Annotated in this window: 9 protein-coding genes; all 9 read right to left on the reverse strand. The window is 46.9% G+C overall.

The window, feature by feature from the left end; all coding sequences use genetic code 11:
* Positions 1 to 447: 447 nt before the first annotated feature.
* On the reverse strand, positions 448 to 930 hold the full coding sequence (smpB, locus tag MKX68_RS10090) for an SsrA-binding protein SmpB (protein WP_036674736.1): 483 nt from the start codon (positions 928 to 930) through the stop codon (positions 448 to 450).
* A gap of 260 nt (positions 931 to 1,190) precedes the next feature.
* Positions 1,191 to 3,980, reverse strand: coding sequence for a ribonuclease R (gene rnr / locus MKX68_RS10095; RefSeq protein WP_340911254.1), 2,790 nt, complete (start codon positions 3,978 to 3,980; stop codon positions 1,191 to 1,193).
* A 561-nt stretch (positions 3,981 to 4,541) separates the two neighbouring features.
* The gene (gene secG / locus MKX68_RS10100; protein WP_062837740.1) at positions 4,542 to 4,775 is read right to left on the reverse strand and encodes a preprotein translocase subunit SecG; all 234 of its coding nucleotides are present in this window, start codon (positions 4,773 to 4,775) and stop codon (positions 4,542 to 4,544) included.
* A gap of 211 nt (positions 4,776 to 4,986) precedes the next feature.
* The gene (eno, locus tag MKX68_RS10105; RefSeq protein ID WP_062837741.1) at positions 4,987 to 6,273 is read right to left on the reverse strand and encodes a phosphopyruvate hydratase; all 1,287 of its coding nucleotides are present in this window, start codon (positions 6,271 to 6,273) and stop codon (positions 4,987 to 4,989) included.
* Positions 6,274 to 6,513: 240 nt separating this feature from the next.
* Positions 6,514 to 8,058, reverse strand: a complete 1,545-nt coding sequence (gene gpmI, locus MKX68_RS10110) for a 2,3-bisphosphoglycerate-independent phosphoglycerate mutase (protein WP_340911257.1) — start codon at positions 8,056 to 8,058, stop codon at positions 6,514 to 6,516.
* 1 nt (position 8,059) lies between these two features.
* The gene (gene tpiA / locus MKX68_RS10115) at positions 8,060 to 8,812 is read right to left on the reverse strand and encodes a triose-phosphate isomerase (protein ID WP_036616221.1); all 753 of its coding nucleotides are present in this window, start codon (positions 8,810 to 8,812) and stop codon (positions 8,060 to 8,062) included.
* A gap of 36 nt (positions 8,813 to 8,848) precedes the next feature.
* Positions 8,849 to 10,030 (reverse strand): phosphoglycerate kinase, encoded by a 1,182-nt coding sequence (locus MKX68_RS10120; protein ID WP_310342101.1) that lies wholly within the window; start codon positions 10,028 to 10,030, stop codon positions 8,849 to 8,851.
* Between the two features lie 150 nt (positions 10,031 to 10,180).
* The gene (gap, locus tag MKX68_RS10125) at positions 10,181 to 11,188 is read right to left on the reverse strand and encodes a type I glyceraldehyde-3-phosphate dehydrogenase (protein WP_017691243.1); all 1,008 of its coding nucleotides are present in this window, start codon (positions 11,186 to 11,188) and stop codon (positions 10,181 to 10,183) included.
* A gap of 106 nt (positions 11,189 to 11,294) precedes the next feature.
* Entirely contained in the window at positions 11,295 to 12,320 is a 1,026-nt protein-coding gene (locus MKX68_RS10130) for a sugar-binding transcriptional regulator (protein WP_221822444.1), read from the reverse strand.
* Positions 12,321 to 12,327 lie beyond the last annotated feature (7 nt).

A 12,327-nucleotide genomic window follows, 5' to 3' on the forward strand; every position in this document is an offset into this window, starting at 1 on the left:
CAAACTCGGCATTCCTGTTTGCTACATGAGTAATCATAACATAGGACACATCACCGAAATAGTACAGATTGCTGGAAGACATTCCAGCAGGCTGAGCATGTGTACAAGGTTATCCAATACAACAGGCTCAATCGTCTACATATTATACCGCGTCACCAATCGGAAGTAAAGTTTACCCAGATTGGATCTCGAACAACTGCACCTAAGTATCTTACCCACGATTCAGTCAACTTACGCAACAGCTGATAATTTAAATTCATCAACGCACTAAGCCCCATGCTCCTGGCAAATTTTCTTAGTCACACATCAATAAAAACCAGCCCCACTGCACACTTTAGCTATTCACATCAAATCACCTTCCCCAATACAAATAAAAAAAGCCTCAATCTTGCCCATTGCAGGACAAACCTTGAGACTCCTTAACTCATACATCAATCAGCGCTCCACTTAACGCGCAACCTTCTGCTTCTCGCGCAGTACCCGTTGGATATCACGTTGAGCATCGCGCTTCGCGGCAGTCTCCCGTTTATCATACTGCTTCTTACCTTTACCCAGTCCAAGCAAGAGCTTTGCGTAACCGTTGCGGATATAGATTTTAAGCGGCACAATACTATACCCGTCCTGTTTCGACAGCCCAAGCAACTTATGGATCTGCACTTTATGCATCAACAACTTGCGCGTACGCGTTGGATCGAGCGGATTATTTCGGTTCCCTTGTTCAAAAGGACTAATATGCATATTGTGAATATGAATCTCACCGTTTCGAATCGTGGCAAATGCATCACCAATATTCGCACGGCCGTTACGAAGAGATTTAATCTCCGTTCCGGTAAGCACCATGCCCGCTTCATACGTATCTTCAATGAAGTAGTCATGGGAAGCCTTTTTATTCTGTGCGAGCACTTTACTCTGTCCATCATTCTTGCCCATGTCCTCACTCCTTCTCCGTAAAATAAGCCGGTACCATGCTCTATAGCAGCGCACCCGATGTTGTACCAAGGTACCACGTGCCAGACCCTAATTGTAGCAAGTACGGCTGTTAAAATCAAGAAAGAGGCGACCTCTGCCGCCCCTCCTCATTACACCACTTTCAGACTGTGCGAAACAACACACCGGCTGAAGTGACTATTTTCTCCAACGCTTAACCTGGAGGAACGAATTGTAATCCATCTCTTCAAGTTACGTTAGCTTTATTTTTTCTTTTTCCGTACAAAAGCTGCCGTGCCGTTACCAGCTGCACCTTTGCTCTTCTTCCGCTTGCGTCGTGGTGCTCCGCCTTCCTGAGCGCCACCAGGAGTTGCATTCTCTCCAATAAATACGCCGCTCGGCGAAGTGTTTTTGCGTCCACTTCCGCCTTTGCCACCTTTACCGCCACCCTTGCCGGACTTAAAGCTGCCTTCACCGCGACCGCTGCCGCTGTTCAGGCCACTTCCTTGTCCACCGGTTGAACTAGTATCCGATCCACCCGATGTAGAGCTATAACCGCCTTTACCTGAGCCAAAACCAAAGCTCACCGCGCCTTTGCCCCGGCCAGTTGATCCGCCAGCATCACCAGCACGACGCTCACCTTTAGGCTTGCCGCCGCCTTTACCTGCGTAGCCACCGGATGAGCCTGCGCCTGCACTCGCTGCTCCACTGCGACCGCCACGTCCACCTTTACTGCTTTCTTCCGTTGATCTGCCCCCACGGCTGGCTCCAGCACCTGTCGAACTGCCTTTGCCGCCACGTGAACCGCTGAATCCACCTGGTCCACCCTTGGCACCGCCGCGTCCGCCGCCGCTACCAGGACGCCCACCTTTACCGCCACGTCCGCCACCGAAGCCGCCAGGACGTTCAGCGCGAGGTTTCATATCCACCATTTCAAAATCAATCGTATACTCTTCCATGCTTACACGTGCTACACGGATCTTCACTTCATCACCGATGCGGAAGACTTTCGAGGTACGTTCACCAATCAGAGCCATATGCTGATCGTCAAAATGGTAATAGTCGTCCGTGAGTGCGCTCAGGCGAATCAGGCCTTCAACCGTGTTCTCCAGTTCAATGAACATACCAAAGCTGGTCACACTGCTGATCATGCCTTCGAACTCTTCGCCTACTTTGTCGAGCATGTACTCGGCTTTTTTCATTTTTTCCGTATCCCGCTCAGCTTCTACTGCCACACGTTCACGTTCCGAAGACTGCTGCGCAATATCGGCCATACGTGCTGCCAAATACTCCTGACGATTCTCCGGCAAAGCACCATTATTTTCAATGACTTCGCGAATCACACGGTGAATGACAAGATCGGGATAACGACGAATTGGAGACGTAAAGTGACTATAGAATTCTGCCGCGAGGCCAAAGTGACCTGACATTTCAGAATCATACTTCGCCTGTTTCATGGAACGCAGCATCATCGTACTAATCACGGTTTGTTCTTTCGTTTCTTTGATATCCTCAAGCAACGATTGAAGCGCCCGGGGATGAATCGCATTGCCACGTCCTTTGACCTGGTGTCCAAAATTCGCCGCAAAGGCGAGGAAATTTTGCAGTTTTTCCTGATCCGGGTCTTCGTGCACACGATAAATGAACGGAACCTTCAACCAGTGGAAATGCTCTGCCACGGTTTCGTTCGCTGCCAACATGAATTCCTCAATGATTTGCTCGGCAATCGAACGCTCCCGTTTCACGATATCTACCGGTTTGCATTCTGCGTCCACAATGATTTTGGATTCTTCAAAATCAAAGTCAACCGCACCACGGCGCATACGCATAGCACGCAGCTTCAAAGCAATCTCTTTCATCAGATGGAAATCATCGACCAGATCCTTATAACGCTCGAGCAATTCAGGCTCTTCACCTTCAAGGATTTTACGGACGTTGGAGTACGTCATCCGCTCTTTGGTTTTGATCACACTCGTGAAAATGTCATGTTTCACAACCTTCATCTGGTCGTTAAATTCCATCTCACAAGACAGGGTCAAGCGGTCTACCTGCGGGTTCAAACTACAGATTCCGTTGGACAGACGTTGTGGCAGCATAGGAATAACCCGATCCACCAGATACACACTGCATCCACGGTTGTAGGCTTCCTGATCAAGCTTGGAATTCTCCTGCACATAATAGCCAACATCGGCAATATGAACACCCAGACGGTAATTACCATTAAACAGTTTCTCTACATTTACAGCATCATCCAGATCCTTGGCATCTTCACCATCAATTGTGACAATGTTAAGCCCGCGCAGATCACGACGACCCTGTTGTACAATCTCTTCATCCGTGATGGAGTCGGGTGCTTTCTCCGCTTCTTCTACCACTTCATCCGGGAAAGCTTCAGGCAGCTGATGCTTCCGAATAACGGACAAAATATCAATACCCGGCTCATCCTTATGACCGAGAATCTCGATCACTTCACCCTCAGCCGCCGCACGACCCTCCGGGTAGCTGACGATCTTTGCTACAACCTTTTGTCCATCAACCGCCCCAGCAAAATTGGTACGTGGGATGAAAATATCGCGATTAATCCGTTTGTCATCCGGAATGACAAATCCGTACACCTCATGGCTTTGGAATACACCAACCACTTGTGTCACAGCACGAGTAACAATACGGACGATCTCACCCTCCAGGCGACCACCTGAAGGTCCTTGAGATGTGACTTTAACCAATACCGTGTCACCATTCATTGCACTCTTCATATCATTGGCATGAATGTACACATCCGGGTGCTCCCGATCCTCTGGGATAAGGAAAGCGAAACCTTTGGCGTGAGCCTGTAAACGTCCACGTACCAAATCCATGCGCTCTGGCATGCCATAGCGATTGTTACGGGTCAGCAAAACTTTACCGGATTCCTCCAGCGTATTAAGCATAATCAAAAAGGCTTTGAAATCAGCTGCATCTTCAATAGCGAAGTGCTGTTCCAACTCCTGATAAGTCATAGGTTTATAAGCGGTTTCCCGCATGAAGTCGAGCAATTGTTGTTCTGTTATCATTAATATATTCACCTCGGGAAACATAAAAGTGTAAGCAAGTCTCATCTCTTTATGTATCGGAATTCTTACCATTTTCATGCAATACAATATCACTACTGTGAAGAGTGTAGTAGTACAACCATACTATCTCATACCCTAGTATACACGAATTCAATCCGGCCCATCCGTACCTCGCAAAAAAACCACAGTTGCCGGGCGCTCCTCTAAAATCACGCTTTCACGTATCTCTACAGACATTTTATGCGATACACGTGCTGTGCGCATCTGAAAAAGGACTACATCCGAAAATTTTCTGTACACATGACGTTCATTATAGGGAGTGAGTTCGCGTAACGAATAAGCGAGGGACATACCATACATGATAGGAGTGTGTTGCATGTTTAAGGAAGGAAACCAAACAGAAGTGAGAAGAAGACCGAAAATCATGGAGTCTATAGATTAAATTGTTGGAAAAGTTTGGACGCGTAAGAATTTATTAAAAAACCCCCGTTTCTTCACGAAACGAAGGTTCATCAATTAAGCCATTAGCTTAAGCTATTCATTGAACAGCAGTTCCGAATCTTACTTGGAAACCACCGTAACAATAATAGACAAAATCATAAATCCTGCACCCAGTACCACCGTTGCACGTTGCAGGAAGAGATCCAATCCGCGCGCTTTCGTTTTACCGAAAAGATGTTCCGCACCACCGGAGATGGCACCCGCCAAACCAGCGCTTTTCCCGTGCTGCAGCAATACTACAGTGATTAGACCGATCGAGAAAACAACGAGCAGCAATTTCAAAGCAATATCCATTCTTTCCACCTCCTACCCATGTGGGCATACATCTCACCATAAAAACAGTTACTTTAATTGTAACATAGCTATGGTTGTACTACAAGTAGTACAGTTTATACGATGCCCTAAATTTCACCATCTGCGTGATCCTTACGTTATACCATTACTTCGTTGCAATAAAAAAGACAAGCCGGTTACCCGGCTTGCCCGTAAAAGCTGGATATCCAGCTTATTTTTTAAGGTTGTAGAATCCTTTAAGACCATTGTATTGAGCCAGTTCACCCAGTTGATCCTCAATGCGGAGCAATTGGTTGTACTTCGCGATACGGTCTGTACGGGAAGGAGCACCCGTTTTGATTTGACCAGCGTTAGTTGCAACAGCGATGTCAGCGATTGTGCTGTCTTCGGACTCACCGGAACGGTGAGAGATTACAGCTGTGTATCCTGCGCGTTTAGCCATTTCAATAGCATCAAATGTTTCAGTCAATGTACCGATTTGGTTAACTTTGATCAGGATGGAGTTACCGATACCTTCGTCGATACCTCTGCCCAGACGCTCAGTGTTTGTTACGAACAGGTCATCACCAACGAGTTGTACTTTGTCTCCCAATTTCTCAGTGAGCAATTTCCAACCATCCCAGTCATCTTCGGACATACCATCTTCGATTGTGATGATTGGGTATTTCTCAACCCATGAAGCCAGAAGGTCAACATACTCAGCGGAAGTGTAAGATTTACCTTCGCCAGCAAGTGTGTACTTACCATCTTTGTAGAACTCAGTGGAAGCTACGTCCATACCCAAGAATACGTCAACGCCTGGTTTGTAACCAGCTTTTTCAATAGCTTCGATGATTGTAGTGATTGCTTCTTCGTTCGAACCAAGGTTCGGTGCGAAACCACCTTCGTCACCTACAGCTGTGTTCAAGCCTTTTGAGCTCAATACGGATTTCAAGTTGTGGAAGATCTCTGCACCTACGCGAAGAGCTTCTTTGAAGCTTGGTGCTCCAACTGGAAGAACCATGAACTCTTGAACGTCGATGTTGTTGTCAGCATGCTCACCACCGTTGATGATGTTCATCATTGGAACTGGCAGTGCTTTAGCGTTGAATCCGCCCAGGTAAACGTACAGTGGCAGGTCCAGAGCGTCAGCAGCTGCGCGAGCTACTGCCATGGATACAGCCAGGATTGCGTTAGCACCCAGTTTACCTTTGTTTGGCGTACCATCCAAAGTGATCATCAATTTGTCGATACCCAGTTGATCCAATGCATCCATACCGATAACTTCTGGAGCGATTGTTTCGTTTACGTTTTTAACAGCTTGCAGAACACCTTTACCGAGGTAACGGGATTTGTCGCCATCGCGAAGCTCAACTGCTTCATGGGCACCAGTGGATGCACCGGATGGAACGATTGCGCGTCCGATTGCGCCGGACTCCAGGTATACTTCAACTTCTACTGTAGGGTTACCGCGGGAGTCGAGGACTTCGCGAGCGTACACGTCAGAAATAATAGTCATTTGTGATAATCTCCTTTAAATTTAAATTTATTATAAATTAGGAACACTTGTGTTTTCCCTTTTCCACTACGTCAGCAGAATCGTCCTCTGATCGCTGTTATCCCCTGATTCCATTGAACTTATTTTCATAAGTTGGAATCATGTGATAAAGGCGAACGCGTTGCTTCTTCGGACAATTTCTGCTTCCTTCGTTCGGGGTAAACTCCAAACTTCCCAATTTCATATATGTTGTTGCGTAACTTATTTACGGGTAGCGATGACGGATGTACCTGTCATTTCTTCCGGTTTAGGCAATTGCATCAGGTCAAGGATCGTTGGCGCGATATCCGCCAGGATTCCGCCTTCACGCAGGGTTAGATTGGCATCCGTAACGATGAATGGAACCGGGTTCGTTGTATGAGCTGTGAACGGACGTCCTTGCTCATCGAACACCATATCCGCGTTACCATGATCCGCCGTGATCAGTACAACGCCGCCTTTGGCAAGTACTGCATCCACAACACGGCCCATGCACTCATCTGTTACCTCAACCGCTTTGATGGTAGGCTCCAGCATACCGGAGTGTCCAACCATGTCAGGGTTAGCAAAGTTCAGAATGATGGCGTCATGTTTGTCTGCTTCGATCTCGCGAACACATGCGTCAGCCACTTCATACGCGCTCATCTCCGGTTGCAGATCATACGTTGCAACTTTTGGTGAGTTGATCAGTACGCGAGTTTCGCCCGGAAGCTCCACATCACGACCGCCGCTGAAGAAGAAGGTAACGTGCGGGTATTTCTCAGTTTCTGCAATACGCAGTTGTTTTTTATTGTTTTGTACCAGAACTTCACCCAGGGTGTTGTCGAGGTTCTTCGGCGAATAAGCCACATAACCTTCAACCGTCTCACTGAACAAAGTCAAACATACAAAGTGCAAGCCTACAGGGAACTTCGGACCACGATCGAAACCGCGGAAATCCTGGTTCGTGAATACTTGCGACAACTGGATCGCACGGTCAGGACGGAAGTTGAGGAAGATAACGGAATCGCCGCTCTCTACCAAACCTACCGGCTCACCATCCGCTTTGACGATAACCGTTGGTTCAACGAATTCATCAAATACGGATTTCTCATACGATTCTTCAACCGCTTTGAGTGGGTCAGTGTATTTCGGTCCATCTCCATAAACGATGGCGCGGTATGATTTCTCAACCCGTTCCCAACGTTTGTCACGGTCCATCGCGTAATAGCGACCTTGAACCGTTGCGATTTTACCTACACCGACTTCTTCAATCTTAGCGATCAGTTTCTGCATGAAGTCTTTACCACTGTCTGGCATAACATCACGGCCATCCATGAAAGCATGAATATATACATCATTCATTCCTTCTTTTTTGGCCAGATCCAGCATAGCAAACAGGTGGTCGATGTGACTATGTACGCCGCCATCGGACAACAAGCCGTAGAGATGAAGCTTTTTGCCGCTTTGTTTCGCTTCGCGAACCGCTTTGACAAGTGTTTCATTGTCATAGAACTCGCCGTCACGAATGGATTTAGAGATACGGGTCAAATCCTGGTATACGATCCGGCCGGCACCAATGTTCAGGTGACCTACCTCGGAATTTCCCATTTGCCCTTCTGGCAAACCTACAGCTTCACCGCAAGCAGTGAGCGTTGTATGTGGGAATTGGCTCATGAAACGGTCGTAGTTCGGTTTCTTGGCTTGCGCTACCGCATTGCCTTCCACCGTGTTACGCAGACCAAAGCCATCCATGATGATCAGTGCTACAGGTTTTGGAGCTGTCATCTTACTTCGCCCCCTCAACAAGCGCGATGAACGAAGCCGGCTGCAAGCTGGCACCGCCAACAAGTGCGCCGTCGATGTCGCTTTGTCCGAGGTATTCTGTTACGTTCTCCGGTTTAACACTGCCGCCGTATTGAATACGAACTGCATTCGCAACCGTCTCGTTGTACAGATCCTTCACCAGCGTACGGATGTAAGCAATAACTTCATTCGCATCTTGGGAAGTGGAGGATTTGCCTGTGCCAATCGCCCAGATTGGCTCATAAGCGATAACAACTTGTGCCGCTTGCTCTGCAGACAGACCTGCAAAAGCAGCTACTGTTTGCACTTTGCATACGTCTTTTGTTTGGTTCGCTTCACGCTCTTCAAGCGTCTCACCCAGGCAGAAGATTGGAGTCAATCCGTGACGGAATGCTGCATGCAACTTTTTATTAACAGTCTCATCGGTTTCCGCAAAATATTGACGGCGCTCCGAGTGACCAATAATGACATAATCCACACCCAGGTCTTTCAGCATCACGCCGCTGATTTCACCTGTGAATGCACCGTTGTCTTCAAAATGAAGATTTTGTGCACCAATTTTGATGTTTGTGCCTTTAACGGCTTCTACCAGGGATGGCAGATTTGTAAACGGTGCGCAGATTACAGTTTCCACGCCTTCAACTTCCGCTTTTCCTTTAACTTCCTGAATGAAGTCATTGGATTCGGAAACCGTTTTGAACATTTTCCAGTTACCTGCGATAATCGGTGTTCTCATGGGTTTCAACTCCTTCATGCTATAGACTACTAAAACTTACTTGTCGTTCAATGCCACTACGCCTGGAAGTACTTTACCTTCCATGAACTCGAGCGATGCACCGCCACCTGTAGAGATGTGGTTCATCTTGTCAGCCAATTTGAACTTCTCAGCTGCTGCTGCGGAGTCACCGCCACCAATTACAGTGTAAGCTTCTGTCTCAGCGCAAGCTTCTGCTACTGCACGAGTACCGTGGGAGAATGGCTCGATTTCAAATACGCCCATTGGTCCGTTCCATACAACCAATTTGGAGTTTTTGATTACGTCAGCATAGATCTCACGTGTTTTAGGACCGATGTCGATACCTTCCCAATCTGCTGGGATACCATCGATGTCAACGATTTGTGTGTTTGCTTTCGCACTGAAATCGTCAGACACTACGATATCTACCGGCAGGTAGAAGTTTTTGCCCAGTTTTTTCGCTTTTTCGATGAAACCGAGAGCAACATCAAGTTTGGATTCATCCAGCAAGGATTGTCCAATCTCATGTCCTTGTGCTTTGAAGAACGTGTAAGTCAGACCGCCACCGATGATCACGTTGTCTGCAATGTTCAGCAGGTTGTCGATTACATCGATTTTGTCCTTAACTTTGGATCCGCCGATGATTGCTGTGAAAGGACGCTCAGGGTTGGAGATTGCTTTACCCAACACTTCAAGTTCTTTCTCCATCAACAAACCGGACACCGCTGGAAGCAAGTGAGCGATTCCTTCAGTCGAAGCGTGTGCTCTGTGAGCCGCGCCAAACGCATCGTTAACGAAAACGTCAGCCAGTTCAGCAAATTGTTTTGCCAGTTCCGGATCGTTTTTCTCTTCGCCTGCGTGGAAACGAACGTTTTCAAGCAACAATACGTCGCCGTTGTTCAGTTCAGCGATTTGAGCTTTAACAGCGTCACCAACGGAATCGTCAGCTTTAACAACTGTTTTACCAAGCAATTCAGACAAACGCTCAGCTGCTGGAGTCAAACGCAAGGATTCAACCACTTCGCCGTTAGGACGACCCATGTGGCTTGCCAAAATGACTTTAGCACCTTTTTCAATCAAGAAGTTGATTGTAGGAAGCGTTGCACGAATACGTTTGTCATCTGTAATTTTACCATCTTCGAGCGGCACATTGAAATCTACACGGACAAAAGCCCGTTTTCCTGTCAATTCGATATCGCGTACACTTTTTTTGTTCATTGTATTTCCTCCGCACCCATGTATTTGGTGGACCAATCAAGAGCTAAAATCCCTTGTCAATCCTGGTGTTTTTGAGAAATTTGCAAAATGTAGATATATAAAGAGCGGAAACAATATAGCATCTGTTTCCGCTCTATTTTATTTCAGATATTACTTAATCATTTTTGCAAAGTGCTCCAAAGTGCGAACCAATTGTGCAGTGTAGGACATTTCATTGTCATACCAAGCTACAGTTTTAACCAATTGTTGGTCGCCAACAGTCAGAACTTTAGTTTGAGTTGCATCAAACAGGGAACCGAAAGTGATTCCTTGGATATCGGAAGATACGATTTCGTCTTCTGTGTATCCGAAAGTTTCTGGATCGGAAGCTTCTTGCATAGCTGCGTTAACTTCTTCAGCAGTTACTTTTTTGTTCAGAACAGTTACGAGCTCAGTCAGGGAACCAGTAGCTACTGGTACACGTTGAGCTGCACCATCAAGGATGCCTTGCAGTTCTGGGATTACCAGACCGATTGCTTTAGCAGCACCAGTTGTGTTAGGGATGATGTTTTCAGCTGCTGCGCGAGCACGACGGAAGTCACCTTTAGGGTGTGGAGCATCCAAAGTGTTTTGGTCGCCAGTGTAAGCGTGAATTGTAGTCATCAAACCTTGAACGATTCCGAATTTGTCTTGCAGTGTTTTTGCCATAGGTGCCAGGCAGTTTGTTGTGCAAGATGCGCCGGAGATTACAGTTTCAGTACCGTCGAGGATTTCATGGTTTACGTTGTAAACGATGGTTTTCATGTCGCCAGTAGCTGGTGCGGAGATAACAACTTTCTTAGCTCCACCTTTCAAGTGTTTCTCAGCTGCTTCTTTAGTTGTGAAGAAACCAGTACATTCCAGAACGATATCTACGCCCAGGTCGCCCCAAGGAAGTTCTTCCGGGTTACGGTTAGCCAATACTTTAACTTCTTTGCCGTTCACTTTGAAGAAGCCATCGTGTACTTCAACATCGCCATCGAAGCGACCTTGAGTTGTATCATATTTGAGCAAATGAGCGAGCATTTTAGCATCAGTCAAGTCGTTGATTGCTACTACCTCGATGCCTGCTACATTTTGAATACGGCGGAATGCCAAGCGTCCAATACGTCCAAAACCGTTAATACCTACTTTAATCATGAGTAAGTTCCTCCCAAGTTTTGATTAATTTTTTATGAAACTTATATATTCAAGACAGACGGTGAAGTCCGTCAAGACAACAATAGTTGTGATGCAAAGTAAACCCTTATTCCATTTCAGCAACGATGACTTCGGCAGCAGCCTCATCAATAATCAGAATATCTTCCTGACCAAATCGCAACACGGAGTGAATGGCAGCAGCTTTGCTTTTGCCACCTGCAATTCCAATCACGACATCGGTTCGTTCAATATCCTGAAGTCGCATACCCAGTGTAAGCATGGTATGTACCACCTTACCCTGATCATTAAAGTAATAACCGAAAGATTCAGATACGGCTCCTTGCTCCTGAAGTTCATCGATAATCTCCGTCGCAAGTTTACGTCTTGTCGCCATCTCCACGGCATCACCAATTCCATGAATTACAATCCGCGATTTCCGAATCAGCTGCAGAATCTCCTGAACACTAGGGTCCTGGATTAATGATTCGTAGGCATGATCACTAAGCAAATCCGGTACATGCAGGAGTTTGTATTGCGCTCCTACCCGTTTTGCCATTGTGGATGCAATCGTATTTGCCTGAATTTCAAGGCTTTCTCCAAGTCCACCGCGTGCCGGTACGAACCAGACACCTTTGAGCGATGTTGGCGGAGTCAGTTGCTCTGCGACTTCGGCCGTTGTTGATCCGCCAGTAACGGCGACAACGTCGTTGTCACTCATGATATTGCCGAGAGCCTTCGCTCCGGCTCTGCCCAGTTCCCTTTTGGCAAATGGAGAAACGTCCGAATCACCAGGAACCACAACTACCTTTTGCAGACCGTAGGCTTGCTTGATGCGCTCTTCCAGCTCGGATAATCCGAACAACTCTTTGGCTACGGGCTCTAACTGCTGCAGCAAATCATACCCTGCCTCGCTGATCTTCATTCCTGCACTGTCAATTTCAATAAGTCCCTGAGCCTTTAACAGATCGGTCTCAGCCCTCAGAACCCGCTCGGTCATCTGCATGGAATTAGCTAACGTTCTCCGTCCGATCACATCCGATAACATGATCTGTTGCAGAATCGTATACCTCTTTTTCAAGATATCCATGAGATCAGGCAGAAGCTGCTTTTGTACTTCTAAAATCGTTCGCATGCTTTCC

This window comes from Paenibacillus sp. FSL M8-0212, assembly GCF_038004645.1.
Lineage (GTDB): Bacteria > Bacillota > Bacilli > Paenibacillales > Paenibacillaceae > Paenibacillus.

Coding starts and splice junctions, on each gene's coding strand:
- eno (WP_062837741.1), bottom strand. CDS start 6,273: ATGACTATTATTTCTGACGTGTACGCTCGCGAAGTCCTCGACTCCCGC.
- tpiA (WP_036616221.1), bottom strand. CDS start 8,812: ATGAGAACACCGATTATCGCAGGTAACTGGAAAATGTTCAAAACGGTT.
- gpmI (WP_340911257.1), bottom strand. CDS start 8,058: ATGACAGCTCCAAAACCTGTAGCACTGATCATCATGGATGGCTTTGGT.
- MKX68_RS10130 (WP_221822444.1), bottom strand. CDS start 12,320: ATGCGAACGATTTTAGAAGTACAAAAGCAGCTTCTGCCTGATCTCATG.
- gap (WP_017691243.1), bottom strand. CDS start 11,188: ATGATTAAAGTAGGTATTAACGGTTTTGGACGTATTGGACGCTTGGCA.
- rnr (WP_340911254.1), bottom strand. CDS start 3,980: ATGATAACAGAACAACAATTGCTCGACTTCATGCGGGAAACCGCTTAT.
- MKX68_RS10120 (WP_310342101.1), bottom strand. CDS start 10,030: ATGAACAAAAAAAGTGTACGCGATATCGAATTGACAGGAAAACGGGCT.
- smpB (WP_036674736.1), bottom strand. CDS start 930: ATGGGCAAGAATGATGGACAGAGTAAAGTGCTCGCACAGAATAAAAAG.
- secG (WP_062837740.1), bottom strand. CDS start 4,775: ATGGATATTGCTTTGAAATTGCTGCTCGTTGTTTTCTCGATCGGTCTA.